The sequence below is a fragment of the Thalassiella azotivora genome (assembly GCF_054781695.1).
On record NZ_BAAGTX010000004.1, the window covers coordinates 13,440 to 31,841 of the forward strand.

General features: G+C 74.4%; 14 protein-coding genes. 1 reads left to right on the forward strand and 13 read right to left on the reverse strand.

Annotation, left to right across the window (positions count from 1 at the left end; translation table 11 throughout):
• Positions 1-209: 209 nt before the first annotated feature.
• The 8 genes from ACYVQV_RS03855 to ACYVQV_RS03890 form a co-directional block, all read right to left on the reverse strand.
• Positions 210-1,475 (reverse strand): class I SAM-dependent methyltransferase, encoded by a 1,266-nt coding sequence (locus ACYVQV_RS03855; protein WP_461021948.1) that lies wholly within the window; start codon positions 1,473-1,475, stop codon positions 210-212.
• Complete coding sequence (locus tag ACYVQV_RS03860; protein ID WP_461021949.1) at positions 1,472-2,872, reverse strand: FAD-binding oxidoreductase; 1,401 nt, start codon at positions 2,870-2,872, stop codon at positions 1,472-1,474. Before ACYVQV_RS03860 ends, ACYVQV_RS03855 begins: the two co-directional genes overlap by 4 nt.
• Positions 2,873-2,960: 88 nt before the next feature.
• On the reverse strand, positions 2,961-4,220 hold the full coding sequence (locus ACYVQV_RS03865; RefSeq protein WP_461021950.1) for a PP2C family protein-serine/threonine phosphatase: 1,260 nt from the start codon (positions 4,218-4,220) through the stop codon (positions 2,961-2,963).
• 221 nt (positions 4,221-4,441) lie between these two features.
• Positions 4,442-5,491 (reverse strand): phytanoyl-CoA dioxygenase family protein, encoded by a 1,050-nt coding sequence (locus ACYVQV_RS03870; RefSeq protein WP_461021951.1) that lies wholly within the window; start codon positions 5,489-5,491, stop codon positions 4,442-4,444.
• Positions 5,472-6,743 carry an MFS transporter gene (locus ACYVQV_RS03875; protein WP_461021952.1) on the reverse strand — a complete coding sequence of 424 codons (1,272 nt, stop codon included), beginning with the start codon at positions 6,741-6,743 and terminating at the stop codon, positions 5,472-5,474. The genes ACYVQV_RS03870 and ACYVQV_RS03875 overlap by 20 nt, the downstream gene beginning before the upstream one ends.
• The gene (locus ACYVQV_RS03880) at positions 6,740-7,054 is read right to left on the reverse strand and encodes a nitroreductase family protein (RefSeq protein WP_461022080.1); all 315 of its coding nucleotides are present in this window, start codon (positions 7,052-7,054) and stop codon (positions 6,740-6,742) included. The genes ACYVQV_RS03875 and ACYVQV_RS03880 overlap by 4 nt, the downstream gene beginning before the upstream one ends.
• A gap of 293 nt (positions 7,055-7,347) precedes the next feature.
• Positions 7,348-8,979: a phosphoglucomutase (alpha-D-glucose-1,6-bisphosphate-dependent) gene (pgm, locus tag ACYVQV_RS03885; protein ID WP_461021953.1), complete on the reverse strand. Its 1,632-nt coding sequence runs from the start codon at positions 8,977-8,979 to the stop codon at positions 7,348-7,350.
• Positions 8,980-9,049: 70 nt separating this feature from the next.
• Complete coding sequence (locus ACYVQV_RS03890; protein ID WP_461021954.1) at positions 9,050-10,342, reverse strand: phosphotransferase; 1,293 nt, start codon at positions 10,340-10,342, stop codon at positions 9,050-9,052.
• 100 nt (positions 10,343-10,442) lie between these two features.
• On the opposite strand from ACYVQV_RS03890, the gene ACYVQV_RS03895 reads away from it, so the two are divergent.
• A complete protein-coding gene (locus tag ACYVQV_RS03895; protein ID WP_461021955.1) occupies positions 10,443-10,865 on the forward strand; it encodes a hypothetical protein in 423 nt (140 codons plus the stop codon).
• A gap of 11 nt (positions 10,866-10,876) precedes the next feature.
• Here the strand turns inward: ACYVQV_RS03895 and ACYVQV_RS03900 are convergent, their stop codons facing one another.
• The 5 genes from ACYVQV_RS03900 to ACYVQV_RS03920 are packed head-to-tail and all read right to left on the reverse strand — an operon-like array spanning position 10,877 to position 18,399.
• Complete coding sequence (locus tag ACYVQV_RS03900; RefSeq protein ID WP_461021956.1) at positions 10,877-11,155, reverse strand: carboxypeptidase-like regulatory domain-containing protein; 279 nt, start codon at positions 11,153-11,155, stop codon at positions 10,877-10,879.
• On the reverse strand, positions 11,152-12,114 hold the full coding sequence (locus ACYVQV_RS03905; protein WP_461021957.1) for a trypsin-like serine peptidase: 963 nt from the start codon (positions 12,112-12,114) through the stop codon (positions 11,152-11,154). Before ACYVQV_RS03905 ends, ACYVQV_RS03900 begins: the two co-directional genes overlap by 4 nt.
• Positions 12,111-13,097 (reverse strand): hypothetical protein, encoded by a 987-nt coding sequence (locus ACYVQV_RS03910; protein WP_461021958.1) that lies wholly within the window; start codon positions 13,095-13,097, stop codon positions 12,111-12,113. The genes ACYVQV_RS03905 and ACYVQV_RS03910 overlap by 4 nt, the downstream gene beginning before the upstream one ends.
• Entirely contained in the window at positions 13,094-17,263 is a 4,170-nt protein-coding gene (locus ACYVQV_RS03915) for a trypsin-like peptidase domain-containing protein (RefSeq protein ID WP_461021959.1), read from the reverse strand. Before ACYVQV_RS03915 ends, ACYVQV_RS03910 begins: the two co-directional genes overlap by 4 nt.
• A 2-nt stretch (positions 17,264-17,265) precedes the next feature.
• Positions 17,266-18,399 carry an effector-associated domain EAD1-containing protein gene (locus ACYVQV_RS03920; RefSeq protein ID WP_461021960.1) on the reverse strand — a complete coding sequence of 378 codons (1,134 nt, stop codon included), beginning with the start codon at positions 18,397-18,399 and terminating at the stop codon, positions 17,266-17,268.
• Positions 18,400-18,402 lie beyond the last annotated feature (3 nt).

Sequence of the window (18,402 nt, forward strand, 5' to 3'; positions counted from 1 at the left end):
GTGAGCGGGCGGATCGGGGCGGCGCCGGATCCTAGCCGCGGACGCTCGCCGGGGGTCCTCGTCGTCCACGGACGGAGCAGCAGGCGCCGCGGGTCGCGGGATGACCACCAGCACGAGACGGACGGACACGCCGCGGGCCGTTCGGCACCGGCGGCGTGTCCGTCCGTCTCGTGGGAAGGGCGGGGCGGGGCGGGGAAGGGCGGGGGCGCTCAGGACCCCCAGGCCGGGCGCAGCGGCATCCCCGACCGGCCGTCCGCCGAGGTCCGCACCGCGAGGACCTGGTGCAGCTGGACGCCGTTCGTCTCGAAGCCGATCCGGGACCCCGCCATGTACAGGCCCCAGACGCGGGCGGTCTGCTCGCCGACCTCGCCGACGCAGGCGTCCCAGTGGTCGCGCAGGTTCGCGCACCAGTCCCGCAGGGTCAGGGCGTAGTGCTCGCGCAGGTTCTCCTCGTGCCTCACCTCGAGGCCGGCGTCCTGGGCCTCGCTGATGATCCGGCCGGACCCGGTGAGCTCCCCGTCGGGGAACACGTACCGGTCGATGAACGCCCCCGGGTCCGGCGAGGAGACGTTGTCGGGCCGGGTGATGCAGTGGTTGAGCAGCCGGCCGCCGTCGCGCAGCCTGGCCCGCAGGAACCGGAAGTACGCCGGGTAGTTCCGAACCCCGATGTGCTCGGTCAGGCCGATCGAGCTGATCGCGTCGTAGTCGGTGCCCGGTGCGTCACGGTAGTCGCGGTGCAGCACCGTGACCCGGTCCGCGAGGCCGTCGCGCTCCACCGCCTCGGCCGCCCAGCGGGCCTGCTGGCCGGACAGGGTCACGGCGACCGCCGTCACCCCGTAGTGCCTCGCGGCGTGCCGGACCATCCCACCCCACCCGCAGCCGACGTCCAGCAGGCGGCCGCCCGGTTGCAGGTCGAGCTTGCGGCAGACGAGGTCGAGCTTCTCCTCCTGCGCCTCCTCCAGCGACGCGCCGGCCTTCGGGTACACGGCGCACGTGTACGCCATCGACGGCCCGAGGACCATCTCGTAGAACGCGTTCGACACGTCGTAGTGCCGCTCGATCGCCCGCGCGTCACGCTGCCGCGAGTGCCGCAGGCCCTCGACCGCCCGGCGCCAGCGCGGCAGGTGCTCCTGCGGCGGCGGGGGCGGCGGGATGAAGCGCCGCCACCCCATCATCCGCAGGATGTCCCGCGCCTGCCCGGGGGTGGGACGCCGGAAGCGCCACTGCCCCAGCAGCTTCAGCGCCTCGTACGGGTCGCCCGGGTGCACCCCGTGCAGCTCCAGGTCGCCGGTGACGTAGGCCCTGGCCAGACCCAGGTCACCGGGCGCCGTGGCCAGGTACGACAACCCGCGCTCGCTCGCCAGGTGCAACCGCACCGGCGCGTCCACCGGCCCGAGGGAGCTCCCGTCGAACGCGGTGAGCCGCACGGGTGGGTCCTGCGGGCTGAGCAGCCCGACCGCGTCGGCGATCCTCATCGTCGTCCCACCGCCTTCTCGTACAGGCCGGTCAGCCGGCCATCGGGGTCGTACCGCTGCTTGACCGCCGCGTACACCGCGCCACCGCCGTAGGTGGCGTCGAACGTCTCGCGGTCGTAGTAGGCGTCGGAGTACAGCGACTTGTGGCCACCGTGCTCGGCCACGGCCGCCTCGACCGCGCGGTTGACGTCACCGTCGACGCGCCCGGGGGTGATCGGCACCGTCCCCCAGAAGCCGACGTTGACGTAGGTGGTGCCCGGCTCCAGCGGGTACAGCGGCCAGCGTCGGGCGCCGTCCCCGGTGTCCCGCAACCGCAACGGGCACAACCACACCGGCTCCATCCCGACCTCGTCCCGGAACCAGCGCAGGAAGTCGGCGGTCCGCTCGACGGGCACCTCGACGTCCTGGACGACGCGCTCGCGCGCCGGCAGCCCCCGCAGCGCGTCGAGCCGCCGGGCCACACCGAGCCGGTGGTCCAGGCCGACGAGCCGGTGGTAGACGTCGCTGCGCCGGTACCGCCGCGGCCACAGCCGGCGCACCAGCGGGTGCTGGGCGCCGAACGCCCGCGAGCACCAGAACCAGTCGGTGTCCCACCGCCACAGGAAGTCCCGGGTGGTCAGCACGTCGGTGGTCCGCTCGCGCAGGGACCGGTAGAAGACCTGCTCACCGGTGTAGTCGCTGGGCCGCCCCTGGCCGCCGTCGCGGACGTCGTCCACCCAGCGTCCGAGGGTCAGGTACGTCTCGTCGAGGGCGAAGACGACACCGTCGAGGAAGTGCACGGGCTCGCCGTCCCACGTGCGGTCGGCGCAGACGCGGGCGACCGCGTCGCAGGCGGAGTCGACGTCGCGGAAGCGGACGTGCCGCAGGGCGACGTACGGACGCACGGGTTCGAGCTCGATCCGCAGGCGGACGGCGTACCCGAGGCTGCCGTAGGAGTTCGGGAACGCGGCGAACAGGTCCGGGTCCTGCGTCGGGGAGCAGGTATGCACCCGCCCGTCGCCGGTGAGGACGTCCATCTCGAGCACCGACTCGTGCGGCAGGCCGTTGCGGAACGACGACGCCTCGATGCCCAGGCCGCTGACGGCCCCGCCGAGGGTGATGGTGCGCAGCTGGGGCACCACCAGCGGCACCAGCCCGTGCGCGAGCGTCACGTCGACGAGCCGCTCGTACGTGCAGAAGCCCTGGACGTCGGCGGTGCGGCTGACCGGGTCGACGTGCAGGACGCCGTCCAGACCGCTGACGTCGAGGCCGGTGACCGGCGCCGGCCGGGGCCGGAAGAGGTTGCTGGTTCGCTTCGCGAGCCGCACCGGCCGGCCGGTGGGCACGGACCCGTAGGACGCCCGCAGCCGCTCCACCGCCGCGGCGTGCGCCCCCGGGAGTGTGACGCCGGCCACCATCGGTGATCACCATAGACCTGCGGGTGATCATGGGGAACGGCTTCCGTACCGGCTCCGGCCCGCGCCGGGCGCCTGGCGCACCGGCGGGTCAGGCGCTGCGGGGCATGTCCCAGCGCTCGACGTCGTACACCCCGTCGGCCGGGGCCGGGGCAGGGGCGGTGGACGCGGCGAACGCCTCACCGGCCGGGGGACCGGCCTGGGCGGGCACGCGCACCCGCCCGCGGTGCTCGAGCACCAGGACGGCCATGTCGTCGGCCAGCCGGCCGCGGTTCCACCGGCGCACGGCGAGGACGACGTCCGCCAGCCCGCTCTGCAGCGACCCGCGGGCCAGGGCGGCGCCGAGGACGGCGGCGGCGGGGATGAACTCCCCCGAGCGCGGGTCCCACCACCGCGGTGGCCGGCGGGCCTCGAGCAGGCCGTCGGTGACGAGGACCAGCCGCTCGTGGTCTCCCAGGGTCGCCGCGGTCACCAGCGGCAGGGAGTCCATCAGGCCGAGCGGCGGCGAGGGCAGGACGCCGACCTCGACGGCCGGGGCGCGCCCGGGCGTGGACCCGGTCAGGTACGGGGCGGGATGCCCGCAGCTGACGACGAGGACACCACCGTCGTCGTGGACCTCGACGAGGAGCGCGGTCACGAAGTCCTCCGGGCCACCCTCGCGCTGGACGGCGGCGTCCAGCGCCCACGCGAGCGCCGGCAGGTCGGGGGCGCGGCCGGCGTGCTCACGGAACGCCCCGACGACCGCCCCGGTGAGCCGCACGGCCTCCACGCCCTTGCCCCGGACGTCTCCGACGAGGACCCGCACCCCGGTGGGCGTGTCGACGACCTCGACCATGTCGCCGCCGATGTGGGCCTGGTCGGTGGCGGACACGTACGTGGCCGCGCAGCGCACCGACCCGACGGTGTCGGGCAGCGGGCGGACGATCGCGTCCTGCGCGGCGACGGCGACCCGGGCCAGGTCCAGCATCGCCCGGGTGCGCCGGACCCGGACCGCGGACACGACGACGGCCGTGGCCGCGCACAACGCGACGAAGCCGATGCGGACGTGGTGCGGGGTGGTCTCGGCGACGAGCACCCCGCCGGCGACCTGGAAGAACCCGGTCAGGTGCGCGGCGGCCAGCACGACCGCGCCGACGAAGCCGGTGTGGACGGGGCCGGCGAGCGCGGCGGTCATGAACGGGGTCGCGGCGACCAGCCCCGCGTACTGCGGGGTGGGTCCCTCGAGGACGTCGAGCAGCAGGACGGCGACCGTGACCGCGAGCGGCAGCACCACCCCGAGGAGGTGCACCTGCTCGTCCGGCGCGGGGGCACCGGCACGACGGACGAGGGAGGCCCCGCGGGTGGTGGTCACCTGACCCTCTCGGCACCCGGTGCCAGGGCCTTCAGCCCTGCCTGGCCCTCCCGGGTGGATGGGTGACGTCACATCACCCGTTCACCACGGCGAGCACGTCACGGAGAGTGACACTGAACCGCGGTGCACTGGCACGCCCTCGAGGGCCCGGGCCCCGCGGACAGCCCCTCGGAAGCGGATGGCCCTGTTTGCGTCTCACGACCTGCCTGACGGCATAGGGGTCAGGCCCCCATGCCGATGCGGCTACGAAGGATCGCCCGGGCCTCGTCGCGGACAGCAGGGTCAGGTGAACCATCTGCGGCCAATGCAAGGGCCGTCAGCGCGGTGCTGTCACCTTGGCTCCCGAGTCGCAGAGCCTCGCGGTCCCGCCACCTCTCCCAGGTGTCGCGTGCGACGTGCAAGCGCAACGGGAGTCTCTCCCAGTAATGTGCCATCTCGGGTGACCACTCGGCGCACGTCTCGGACCACGAGTACGGGAACCCGGGCAACTCGACCGCCGACGCACATAGGGGATCCGCTACCGGTTGGTAGCGGGCGTCCATCGAGAGCCGAAACGTGGAGGTGCGGTTCACAGCGCCGCCATGCACGGTGAAGGTCGTGAAAATGAGCACGTCACCGGGTCGCAGGCGCCCGACGTCCGGACGCTCGCCTGGCCGCAGCCGGGTCTGCCAGCCCGATGGATTGTCGGCTAGCTCGAGCGCCCTCACGCCGCGCAGATGGGATCCTCGGTAAATCGGCAGAGCACCCGTGTCCGAGTCCACGCAGTGGAATGGGATCCACATAGTGAGTTGCCGTTCGCTGCCCTGAAGCTCGGGATAGTCCTGATGCACGCCTGCGGTTCCGGGATCCTCACCTGGCCACTGCCACCGCAGGACTTTGTACGGGTGAACAAGGACATCGTCAGCGGCTGCTCCCATGAGTTGCCCCATGTACTGCACCAGCTCGGAACGGTGCGCCAGTCGGTGTAGCGCCTCTTGCCGCCACATGCGGAAGAAGGTGGGGTGGTAATCCTCGGCGGTGAGCCGGTCCAGTAGCCCGTCGGCTGCGACCAGCCTGTCACCTTCGCGACGAGAGCCCCAGCCACTCGACTCGGCTTCGGAGTAGCAGCGTTCACGTTCGGCGACCACAGCGGCACTCGGAAGAAGCCCGGCAACTGCCACGTACCCGTGGTCGCTCAGCGCTCGGCTGGCAGCATACGGATCATCTGCAGGCGCGCTCACATACGAGCCGAGTGGGCTCGACCCTTGCACTTCATTTCGCTGCATCGGCATGCGCGCCTTCCACTTGCAGGATGGCGGTGCGCTTCCAACGCAATCCACCCGTCAGCGACGGCAGGACGACGGCCGCAAGAGTCACGATTCCTGCCACGACGGCGAGGCCAAACAGCCCAGCGCGAGCTGACGTCAACCCGATAATCAGTCCAGCCGCGAGTGGTCCTGCCGGAGTGAGAAGCGATTGCGCCAGATAGGACACGCTCTGAACTCTGCCGCGGAGGGCGGGAGCAGTTACAGCAGCCAGGTGCTCCTGAAACACGATGCGAGTGGCGGGGACCACCAGCCAAAGACATGCGAACGCAAAGCCAATGGCAACGGGTTGTCCGGCGATCGCCATGAGCGCTAACCCCCCGCTCCACGTGAGGCCTTGTAGTGTGAGCAGCAAGGAACCGGATAGGCGGCGATGTAGTCCGGTAGCGATGAAGGAACCCAGTAGGCCGCCCAGCGCCTGACACGCCACCACGATGCCCGCTCCGACCGTGTGCCCCCCACTGACCAGGAGAGCAATAGCAGTGAAGAAGCTCGCTGTCAACACAAACGACTGACCCGCGAAAAACAGGAGACCGTAGCGTAGGGGTGGATCAGCGCGAACATGAGCTACACCCATTCGCATAGAGGACCAACCCAAAGACGGCCGGCAGACGTCGCGCGGCAGCGTCAACGGCCTGCGAATCTTCGTGACCAGCATGGCCGCAACGAGAAAGGTGCCTGCATTGAGCGCGAACGGGGCGGCGGGAGATAGGATGAAAAGAGCGGCGCCCACACTCGGCCCAGCAAGGGCCAGCATGAAGTCGCGACTCTGGTTGCGAGCAAGAGCCTTGGACAGCAGCGGTGCGCCCACTAAGTCGGGGAGAGCCGCGTTGGACGCAGCATTGAACACGGCATGTAGCGCCCCGTTGGAGAAGGCGGCCAAGCAGACCAATATAAGCGATGGTCGGCCGGTGATAAGGGTTAATGTGACCAGGAGCATCGCCCCCGCCTGCATCAGTTCAACCAGAGCCATGAGTCGCTTCCGGTCGTAGCGATCGGCCAGAACCCCGGCGTGAAGTCCGACAAGGAGGGCCGAGCCGTAAGAACTGGCTGTGACCAGGGATGCCGCTAGCGGCGACCCGAACTCGCTCAGAGCCATTAACGGGAAGGCGACGTACGTGGCTTGCGAACCTAGGACCGAGAATGCGCGGCTCAGCCAATAGGCGACGTAGTCCCGATTCTGCGCCAGGGAGCCACCTGCCTCGGTCACGGAGGTCACGCAGCCCGCCTTGCGACCTTCAGCAGGTAGAGCATCTCGGAATTCGAAGGCAGGTGGAAGATCTCGGACGCAGTCGTCTCGTGAATTGCCGGAGTCATCCTGGTTCCGAGTCCCACTGAAGTCGCAGCGGCCACCAAGGCGTGCCCTACCGCACCGATGGACACGAGCGCGTCCCTGTAGCGAAGCTCCGCGGAGCTGCCTAGACTCTCCAGTCGCTCCCAATCCACTCCTAGAAAGAAGACGCAGCCACTGCCCCCAACGAACCCCTGGCCCTGAGCGACTCGCATCAGCAGGTCCGTCGGCACGCCCATGCGTCGCGCATCGAACCACACCGGGTCATCCTGCCAGAGATAGCAACCAGGCCGGACTCCGTCGACACCCTGTGCCACCAGTCCGACGACGAGCCAGCGATGCTGAGACTAGGCTCGCGGACGCCGACGCCGACAAGGACGTGCCGGACATGCTAGATCTCGAACGCTAGGTGGGGGTCGTGGTCCGATGCACACTGCACCGGGTGGCTGCTACCCCGGTTACCAGCGTGGCCGCGTCGCAGCCCACACGCCGTCGGTGCACACTTGCCGCGCGATCCTGAGGGAGCCTGGGATCAGGACTCGAGTGCCGCGGCGACGACCTCCTGCGCCTCCTGCTGCACCCGGGCCAGGTGGTCCGGGCCCTGGAAGGACTCGGCGTACACCTTGTACACGTCCTCGGTGCCGGACGGCCGGGCGGCGAACCACGCCGACTCGGTGGTGACCTTCAGCCCGCCGATCGCCGCGCCGTTGCCGGGCGCCTCGGTCAGGCGGGCGGTGATCGGCTCGCCGGCGAGCTCGGTGGCGGTGACGTCGTCCGGCGCCAGGGCCGCCAGGGCCGCCTTCTGCTCGCGCGTGGCGGGCGCGTCCACCCGCGCGTAGGCGGGCTCGCCGAACCTCTCGGTCATCTCCCGGTACAGCTCGCTGGGGCTGCGTCCGGTGACGGCCGTGATCTCGGAGGCCAGCAGCGCGAGCAGGATGCCGTCCTTGTCGGTCGTCCACACCGTGCCGTCGTGGCGCAGGAACGACGCGCCGGCGGACTCCTCGCCGCCGAAGCCGACGCTGCCGTCGAGCAGGCCGGGGACGAACCACTTGAAGCCGACGGGCACCTCGACGAGACGCCTGCCGAGGTCGCCGACGACCCGGTCGATCATCGACGAGGACACCAGCGTCTTGCCGACGGCGACGTCCGCACCCCAGCTCGGCCGGTAGCTGAACAGGTAGGAGATCGCGACGGCGAGGAAGTGGTTGGGGTTCATCAGCCCTGCGTCGGGGGTGACGATCCCGTGCCGGTCGGCGTCCGCGTCGTTGCCGGTGGACACGTCGTACGCACCGGCCTCGCCGATCAGCGACGCCATCGCCGACGGCGAGGAGCAGTCCATCCGGATCCTGCCGTCGTGGTCGAGGGTCATGAACGACCAGCGCGGGTCCACCTGCGGGTTCACGACGGTCAGGTCGAGGCGGTGCCGCTCGGCGACCTGCGCCCAGTAGCCGACGCTGGCGCCACCCATCGGGTCGGCGCCGATCCGCACCCCGGCGTCGCGGACGGCGTCCAGGTCGAGCACGTTCGGCAGGTCCCGCACGTACTCGCCCACGAGGTCGTGCTCGTGGACGGCGCCGCGCGCCCGCTCGAACGGGACCCGGCGCACGCCGTCCAGACCGGCGCGCAGCAGCTGGTTGGCGCGGTCGGCGATCCACCCCGTGGCCTCCGACCCGGCCGGGCCGCCGTGCGGCGGGTTGTACTTGAACCCGCCGTCGCGCGGCGGGTTGTGCGAGGGGGTGACGACGATGCCGTCGACGGGCCCGCTGCGCCCGGTGCGGTTGAGCCGCAGGATCGCGTGCGACACCGACGGGGTGGGTGTGAAGCCGTCGCCGGCCTCGACGAGGACCTCGACGTCGTTGCCGACGAGCACCTCCAGCGCCGTGCGCCACGCCGGCTCGGACAGGGCGTGCGTGTCGCGCCCGAGCACCAGCGGGCCGTCGGTGCCCTGCCCGGTGCGGTACTCCACGATCGCCTGGGTGACGGCGAGGATGTGCGCCTCGTTGAACGCGCCGTCCAGGGACGACCCGCGGTGCCCGGACGTGCCGAAGACGACCTGCTGGGCCGGGTCGTCCGGGTCGGGTCGGCGGTCGGCGTACGCGGCGAGCAGCGCGTCGACGTCGACGAGGTCCTCGGGCTGGGCGGGCTGACCGGCGCGCGGGTGCATGGTCCCATCCAAGCCCCCGGCACGGACCTCGACAACGCGAGGACGCGGGCAGGCCGCGGGCGGTCGACGGTCAGCGCCGCGCGGGGACGACGGGCGGCCGGCCGTCGGCCACCCCGGTGGCGGTCGCCGTCGCGGCGTCCACCCACCGCTCGACGAGGTCCAGGCGGGCTCTCGTGCCCTCCACCCAGCCCCGCTCCTGCACCCGGTGCGGCCCGGTGGCCAGGGACATCAGCACCCCGGCGACCCGATACCGCAGCTCGACGGGGTCGACGGCCCGGTCGGCGTCGCGCAACCACAGGCCCGACACGGCGTGCAACCGCTCGGACTGGTCGCCGTCCACGAGCGCCAGCACCTGCGCGTGGGCGAGGAGGCACGCCAGGTCGTCCGCGCGCCGCCCCGGGCCGGCGGTGTCGACGTCCAGCAACCCGCTGACCCGGGCGCCGTCGAGGAGCAGCTGCGCCTCGTAGAAGTCGCCGTGCGTCGGCTCGTCGGCCGGGACGCCGTCCAGCCCCGCCGCGACGCGGTCCGCGAGCTGGGTCGCGCGCGGCGCCTCGTGCGGGACGGCGGCGCCCACCACCCGCGCGTAGTGCGCGGCGTGCTCGGCCCACGGGGTGCGCCGGGGCAGCTCCAGGACGGCGGCGGGCAGGGCGTCGAGGACGGCGAGCAGGTCCCGTCCGGCGGGCAGCGCCCCGCCCGTGCGCATCCGCTCACGCATCCCCGTGCCCGGCAGCGCCTGGAGCACCAGCAGACCCTGCTCCGTCCAGGCGAGGCTGCGCGGGACCGGGACCCCCGCGTCGTGCAGCAGGACGTGCCGGCGGTGCAGGTTCTCCACAGCCGACGGCCGGACCACCTTGAGGAACAGCCGCCCCGCCGCGGACCGCGCTTCGAGGACGGCGCGGCGCCGAGGCCGGTAGGAGCGCACCTGCACCTCGACGTCCGCGCCGGCCGGCTCGCCGGGCAGGCCGACGGAGGCGAGCAACGCGGCGACCCCGCGGGGCTCGCTGGCCGCGGCGAGGGCCGGCAGGCCGGGGTCGACGGGGAAGCGCCACACGGCGACGCGCCGGTCGCCGGCCCCGACGACCAGGACGCCGTCCGGCAGCGTGGCGGGCTCGGGCACGCCGGTCGTCGCGGCGAGCGTCTCGAACCGCTCGCCGTCGGGCCAGCGGACCCGGGCCCGGTACGACACGGTGGTGGAGCCGCCCGGGCGGTGGTCGACCTGGCGGGCGCGCCACCCGAGAACCTCCCCGCCGTCGCTGGCGACGGCGGCGGCGAGCAGGTCCCCGGCGTCCGGCCCGGTGAGCAGGGCCAGGCCGCCGTCGCCGGCACCCGGCGCACCGGGCGGGCGGGGGGCGTCGGTCGTCACCCCCTCACTGTCGCTCACGGGGCGGGCGGCGCGTGGGATCCGGGTGGGGCGTCTCCTCCGGACCCGTCCTGCGGCCGGTCGACGCAGTAGCGTCCGTGCGGTGCAGCGGCGACCGGGCGGGCCCCCCGAGCGTGCGACCCGGCGTGCGCCGGCGCCCCCTCCCTACCGACTGGGCCGCCCCCTGCGCCAGGGCGCGCTCGCCGGCTCGGCCGCGGGCCTGCCGCTCGCGCTGGCCGGGTGGGCCACGGGCTGGCCGGACGCGGTCGTGGTCCCCGCCTTCCTCGCGCTGCTCGTGGCCCCCATCGGGTTGGGGCTCGGCCTGTTCTGGTGGGTCACCGCACCCCTGGTGGTCCGGGCGACGGTGGGGCGCACGCTGCGCGAGCACGGCCTGCCGGCGCGCCCCGTCGTCGACACCGGCCGCCGCGACGTCCCCCGGTACGCGCTGTGGGTCGGGTCGGCGGGGGCGCTGGTCGCCGCCTGGGTGCTGACGTCGGCGTCGCTGGCGGGCGAGAACGTCTTCTGACGACCGGCGCGTCAGGCGACCACGAGGACGACGGTCGCACCGTCGCTCGTGGTGTCCACCTCCGCCTCGCCCGCGCGCTCACCCGCGCTGGCCCGCAGGGTGAAGCGGCCCGCCGGCAGGCGCAGCCGGAACGCGCCGTCGGGGCCCGCCTGCAGCGCCAGCTCCGGCACCGGCACCGAGCCGCCGCTGACGACGACCAGGGCGTGCGGGACCGGCGCGCCGCCGGCGTCGACGACCCGCCCCTCGCACGCGACCGCACTCACCCGCCCGCACTCACCGTCCGGGCTCACCCGCCGCCCTCGCCGGCGGGCGCGCCGCTGCCGGGTCCACCCGTCCCCGGCCCGCCCGACGGCCAGCCGCCGTCCTGCTCGACCCACCCGGCCACCGTCTCCAGCACCTCCGGCAGGATCCGCGGCGCCGAGTTGGCGGTGATCCCGAAGTGGGACGGCGTCCCGCCGACGCCGTAGGCGTGCACGGCGACCGCCAGCGGCGGGCTCGTCTCGTCCTCGTGGATCCACACCGGCGCGCCGGACTGGCCGCCGAACGTGTCCACCTCGTAGAACACCCGGCGGTCGGTGACCCGAAGCACCCGGTTGCGCGCGTGGTACTGCTCCGAGCCGCCACCGCGGTCCGCCGGGTAGCCGGAGACGTTGACCAGGTACCCCTCGAGGTCCGGTGCGGGCAGGGCGCCGAGCGCGAACCAGCCGACGACGTCCCCGAGCGGCTCGTCGAGGTGGATGCAGCCGATGTCGAAGTCCGGGTCCTCGGAGTCGGTCCAGCGGTCCACGGTCGAGAACCGCCGGCTCGTCACCGAGCCGAACGGGCGCGCCTCGGCCGACTCGCCCGGCCCGTTCATCCCCGGCACCACCTCGATCGTGTCCGCCCACCCGTCGAAGAACACCGTCGAGAAGACGCAGTGGCCCGCCGTCAGGACGGTGCGTGGGCCCACGAACCACCCGGTGCCGACGGCGCCCGCCCCGTCGGGCGAGCGCATCCGCAGGGCGCACACCATCCGCCACGGGAAGAGCTCGGTGTCGAGGACCCGCACCCGGTCGTCGCGGCCGATGACCGACTCCAGCGGCGAGGAGATCGGCCCGCTGCGGCCCCGCACGACGAGGTGCTGCAGGGACCGCGACGGTTCGGTCGGGCCCTTCCCGTCGAACCCCGGGGTGACGAGCCGGGTCGTGCGGGCGAGCGGCGCGCTCTCCAGGGCGGACAGGGGCTTGTCGACGGAGCGCAGACGGATCACGGGACCTCCCGGACCAGCTCGAGGACGGGACGGCGGACCGGCAGGGTGCGCAGGTACTCGCGGATCCCGTGGTGGTTGGCGCTGTCGTTGGTCACCAGGTAGTCGGTGCACCGGTCGCCGGGACGGTACTCGGGCCGGATGGTGTGGTCCAGGGCGACGAGGTCGCGGGCGTCGCAGACGTTGCGCCACGCCCGGACGCCGGCGGGCACCCGCAGCGGGCGCTCGACGAGGTCCTGCACCTCGGTCACCCCGAGCGGGGAGCCGACGGTGAGCAGCAGCGGCACGTCCCGCCCCGCGGCGTCCGGCTCGCTGAGCACGTCGTAGGCCAGCACCGACCCCAGGGAGTGCCCGATCACCACCACCGGGCCGTCGACGGCGGTGAGGGTGTCGCGCAGCACCTGGCGCATCTTCTCCTTCATCCCGCCGAAGAAGTACGCGTGCACGTCCTTAAACGTCACCTTCACCAGCGCACGGAACGCCAGCGTCCGGGCCGCCCTGGGCAGCGGGAGCGCCTCGAACGGGGACGACGGCGGGGGCGCGGCGTTCTCCCCCTCGGCGAGCGCCTCCGCGGCGAAGGTCAGGTCGCTCAGCCAGCCGGCCAGGGGCGCCGAGCCGGCGGCCGACTCGAGGGGACCGTCGGACGCCCCCGGCGCCGCGGCGAGGGCCGGGTCACCGACCTCGGCGGCCACCTCGGCGAGGAAGGCCTCCGGCGGGGGGACGACGGCCGCGGACTCGTGCGGCTGGGCGGTCAGCGGGTCGAGCGCGGCCGCCCGGGGCCCGGTGCCGACGTCGACACCGGTGTCGGCCAGGGAACCGGCCTCCGCCTCACCCAGCGGCTGGGGGTGCAGCAGCGGCGCCCAGTAGGCGACGCGGGTCGCCTCGCCCATCGGCCGGCCGAACAGCGACTCGTCCCACTGCCTCTTGAGCCGGTCCTCCGGCGGTTTGTTGCCGTTCCCGTGGACGTACACGACCGTCGGTCTCACAGCATCCTCCTGGTGTCCGGTTCCGTGGTCGGTGGCTCGTCGGGCGGTGGGAGGACGTCCCCCAGTCCCCGCCGGACCAGCCGCTCCCGCAGCAGGTGCGCGGGGGTGGCGCGGCCCGTGCCCGACCGGCGTCCGCGCGCGACGTGCACGCCGACGAGCCGCAGTTCCCCGTCCAGGCAGGGGCCGCCCGCGCTGCCCGGACCCGTGCGCAGCCGGTGCCGCAGCCGGGTCCCGTCGTCCGTCGCGCCGAGCAGGCCCTCGGGGTCGGTGTCCAGCCGCAGCTCGGCGCCGGTCGGGTGGTGCAGCAGGGTCAGCGGCGACCCGGGGACGACGGCGGGCGGCTCGGCGGGGAGCGGCACCCAGCCGCGTGCGGGCGCGTCGGGCTCGGCGCTGTCCCCACCGATCGGCTCGGTGCCGGGTGACCCGGCGACCCGGAGCACGACCAGGTCGAGCGCCGGGTCGTCGTCGTCCGGCCCCTGCCGGGCCGGGCCGGGGCCGGAGTCGAGCAGCCAGCCGTGCGCCCGCAGCCCGTAGACGGTGCCGGCGGTGACCGTCGTCCCGTCGGGCAGCGCCTTGTAGTCGAACCGCAGGCCCACGCAGTCCGGTGACGCGGCACCGTCGGCGACCTCGGCGAGCAGGTGGTGGGCGGTCACGACGACGTCCGGGGCGACGAGGAAGCCGGTGCCCGTCGCGGTGCGGCCGGGGGCGCGGACCTCGACCCGGCAGACCCTGGCCTCCAGCGGCCCCAACCGGGCGAGGGTGCCCGGGTCGTGGCCTGCGGTGGCGGGCCGCAGCCCCCACAGCGGGCCCGGACCGCCCGAGCTGCGTGCGGCCAGCAGGCCGACCTGCTCGGCGACCACGTTGAGCTGGGGGCTGTCCGGCCGGGACTCCAGCCCGGCGGCGAGCAGGGTCGCCGTCCACCCCTGCCGCTGCGACTGGTCCACGAGCATCCCCACGGCCTCGGCCAGGTCGTCGGTGGGGGCGATGGAGTCCAGGCTGCGGCTGAGCCGGTGCCGCACCATCCGGGCGAGGTCACGGCGGCTGCGGAACGCCTCGCGCAGGCCCGCGGCGAGCGAGACGAGCAGGTCGCGGTCCACCCGCACCGCCACGTCGCGGTACCCGGACGACGCCCCGAACGTCACCACCGGGACGGGCCCCGTCACCGGGCCGCTGACGTTCTCCACCCGGTGCGAGGCACCGACGTCACCGACGGGCACGGCGGTCGAGGCGGCGACGGGGTCGACGGCACCGAGCGCCTGGGCGACCAGCGCGTCGGTGGCCTCCCGGTAGACGGCGGTGAGCGCCTCGACGACGTCGGCCGGTGGCTCCGCGCGGTCGAGCACGTCGGCCACCGCAGCGCCCCTGCCGACCGGGTCGGCGTCCAGCAGGTACCGCGTCCACCGCCGTTCGAGGGTGTCGTCCCCCTCGGGCAGCCCGGGACCGCCGAGGTGCCCCGGGGGGCGGCCGTGGCGCCGGGACTCCTCGGCGTCCCAGCGCGCGAGGGCACGGGCCAGGTGCCGCAGCGGGGAGCCGCGGCGGGCGTCCAGGCCCACCGCCCGCAGCACCCGCTGGAGCACCGGCACCGAGTGCGGGCCGAGCTGGGCGGCGACGGCGACGGCGGTCAGGGGGTGCGCCGCGAGGTCCTCGTCGCTGACCCGGTCCACCCGGTCCAGCATGTCGGCGAGCCGGCCGGACTCGTCCAGGTCGACCGCGGCCGCCCGGTCCACCGCGGTCTCGGTGAGCCCGAGCTCGAGCCACCGCAGCGGGTCGCTGCGGCGGTCCACCAGCGCGGCCGCCCGGCGCAGGGTGCGTCGCGCCGCGTCGAGGTGACGGCCGCGGACGTCCAGCAGCGCCGTGCGCACCCGCAGGTCGAACGTCGCGTCGGGGTCGGCGTGGTCCTCCAGGGAGGCGATGCCCCGGGCCAGGACGGCCCGCGCCTCCTCGAGCCGTCCCCGCGTCATCAGGGCCGTCGCCTCCAGGACGAACAGCGGGCTGCCGGGGAGCCGCTCCTGGCGTGCGGCCAGGGCCTGCAGGGCCGCCGAGGCGTCGCCGCGCGCGAGCAGCTCGGTGGCGCGGCGCCGGGCGTCGCGCTCCCACGTCTCCTGGTCGGCCGCGCGGCGCTCCTGGGCGTCCAGCGGCCGTCCGAGCCGTGCCGCGAGCCACGCGCGCTCGGGGGCCTCCAGCTCCCCGTCCTCCAGGGCCGGGTACAGCTCGGCCTCGACGCCGTCGATCCACCGGTCGGCCACGACGGCCGTGGGCTGGCGGCGCGCGAGCCGGTGGTAGATCTCCTCGGCCCGGTCGACCGGGTCGTCGGAGGCCTCGTACCAGGCGATCGCCGCGTCCTCGATGAGCCGGACCCTGGTGGCCTCCTTCAGCCGCAGCCAGCGGATCATCACCCGGCGCACGTCGCGGCGGTGCCGCAGCGCGCGCCGGGCTCCGCCGCCCTCGGGGCGCACGAGCGACAGCTCGCGGGCCATCTCGTCGAACAGCTCGCGGGCCACCGCGTCGTCCGGCACCTCCACCTCGCAGGGGCCGGCGAGCACGTGCCGGATGAGGTCGGGGGTGACCCGGCGCAGGACCAGCCCGGGGTTGGCCAGCTCCCGCACCCGCTCGTCGTGCACGTGGCGCAGGATCCGCCGGTACAGCTGGCCCTGGACCACCTCGTCGTCCGCGCGCCGCCGCAGGACCGAACGCGTGTCGACGTCGTCCAGGTCGTCGTTCCCGTCGCCCTGCCGCCAGGCCTGCGCGACGAGGAAGAGCGTCAGCGGGCTGCGGCCGAACCGGCGCACCAGCGCTCGGACCTGAGCGGGAGGCCGGACGCCGCGCGCCGCCAGGTACGCCGACGCCGCCTCGTCGTCGAAGTCGCCCAGGGGCAGCTCGTCGACCGTCGTCCCGGGCAGGTCCACCGGCGCGCGCCCGCTGACCACGACCCGGGCGTGGGGCACGTGCGTGCGCAGCTCCTGCAGGAGCCGCCCCACGACCGCGACCGCCGCCTCCCCCCGGTACTGGACCTCCTCGAAGGTGTCGAGGACGAGCAGGAACGGCTCGTCGGGGTCGCGCAGGTAGGTGAGCAGGGAGGCCAGGTCCTGCACGTAGCGGGCCAGCTCCGCGGGTGCGGTCACCGGAGGGGGTGCCACCACCAGGGGCCGGACGGCGCGCGCCGTCCCGGCGGCGGCCGCCGTGCGCTCGGCCTGGCGGGCGACCGCCTCGGCCAGGTCGCGGCGCCACTGCCGGCGCACCCGGCTGAGGAACTCCTGGCGCTCGGGGTGCTGGAGGGCGAGCTGGCGCAGCACCTCGACGAGCAGGACCAGCGGCTCGTCGGGTCGCAGCTCCGCGCGGTCCAGGTCGAGGTAGGCGAACGGGAAGCGCTGGGCGTCCGGCAGGGTGCTGTGCTCCCAGATGAACCGCGCCACGAGGGCGGACTTGCCCACCCCGCCCGGGCCGTGGACGACGAGTGGGCGCTCGTTCTGCTGCAGGACCTCGCGCGCGACCCGCTGCACGCGACCGCGCACGGAGCCGGGTGGCAGCACCCCGACGTGGTCGCGCAGGCGCTGCAGCTCCTCCACCCGGCCGGCGAACGTGTCCCCGGCGAGCTCCTCGAACGGCAGCAGCAGCGCCAGCAGGGCGCCGCGGGCGCGCAGCCGTGCAGGGTCCGGCAGGTCGAGGACGGCGGCCACGCCCAGGCCGGTCAGCCACTGGTCGAGCTCGAGCGCGGCGGCGACCCCCGCGCGGTCGAGCTCGTCGACGGGCGGGGCCGAGCCCCGCAGGTGCGCGGCGAGCAGGGCCGCCGCGCGGTCCTCGCCGCTGGTGCGGGGGTTGGCCGCCAGCGCCTCCTCCAGCCGCTCGCGGCTCCCGAGCTGGGCGAGGACCTCCCGCCGCACGTGGTCGTCGAGCGCCCACCAGCCGTCGTCGCCGACCCGCTGGCAGTCCCGCAGCAGCCGCCGCACGCCGGCCGCCCGCTCGGCGTCGTCCGGGGGCGGTCCACCGACGGGGACGAGGGCGTCGGGGTCGAAGCGGGTCAGGACGGCCGCCGCCTCGTGGTAGCGACCGTAGGCGGGCAGGTCCAGCGGCTGCGCGGCGACCGCACCGGTCCGCAGCGCCTCGTCGGCGCGCCCGAGCATCGCGGAGAGCTGGTCGTGCAGGGAGCGGCCCTGGTCGGCGGCCACGGTCAGCTCCCCACCCCGGAGACCTCCGGGGTCGCACCGGAGGCGTCCGGCGCCCCGGCCACCTCCGCCCGCCAGGCGCGCCGCAGCCGCACCATCCGCAGCGGGTCGTCGTCGTGCACGTGCTCCAGCACCCGCTGGACGGACGTCTCCACCCGGGCCTGCAGGGCGTCGACGTCCGGGTCCAGGTCGCCCTCGGACGCCTGCTGCTCCAGGTACTCCTGGGTGAAGAAGCGCAGCAGGCCCAGCCGCAGCTCCTCCACGCTGATCCGGCCGACGCGCTCGTGCTCGATCCGGCCGGGCAGCAGCGGGTCCAGCTCGTCGACGTCGTCGTAGGCGAGCAGGACGAGCCGCAGGGTCGGGAAGTTCACGTACGCCCGGTACCCGAGGCGCTCGATCAGGGAGGTGGCCGCGACGGTCACCGGGACCTTGCTGAAGCCGTCGACGACCACCCAGTTCACGGTCGGGTCGCTGCCCAGGGCCCCCAGCAGCCAGTCGACGTAGTCGCCGACCCACCGGGTCTCCTGCTCCTCGGTGGGCACGGGGGCGCCCTCCAGCCCGAGCTGCAGCGCGATGCTGCGCCCGATCACCGGGGCCGAGATCGGCGTCGTCTCGGTCCGCGCGAGCAGCTCGAGGTTGACGTCCGCGAGCCGGAACAGGCGCCGCGCGCGCAGGTAGGAGATCAGCGCCACGGTGTGCGACTTGCCCGTGGCCGGGTCGCCGTCCACGACGAGGACCCGCGACCCGCTGCCGGAGTCCAGGCGGCGCAGGGCCTCCCGCAGCCGCGTGCGGTCGGCCATCGGCTGGCCCACCACCCGGTAGGACAGCAGCGGGTCGTCGGGGTGCACGACCGAGCGGATCGCCGCGCGCTTGTCCACGACGTCACGTAACCGGGACAGCGGGTGCTCGGGCGGTCGCGTCCGGCTCGCCCAGGCCAGCAGCTCCGGCAGCCACGGCGCCGCGGCGGCCTTCCCGACCAGGTCGGCGACCATGCCGGGCAGGTCACCGGCGGTGCTGATCCGGTCCAGCGTCTCCCCGGCGGACCCCATCAGCAGGTCCTTGAGCATCTCCTTGGTGCCGTACGCGTCGAGCAGCGCCGAGTGCAGCGCCGTCCGGTCCTCCGCGGTGAGCAGCTCCATGGC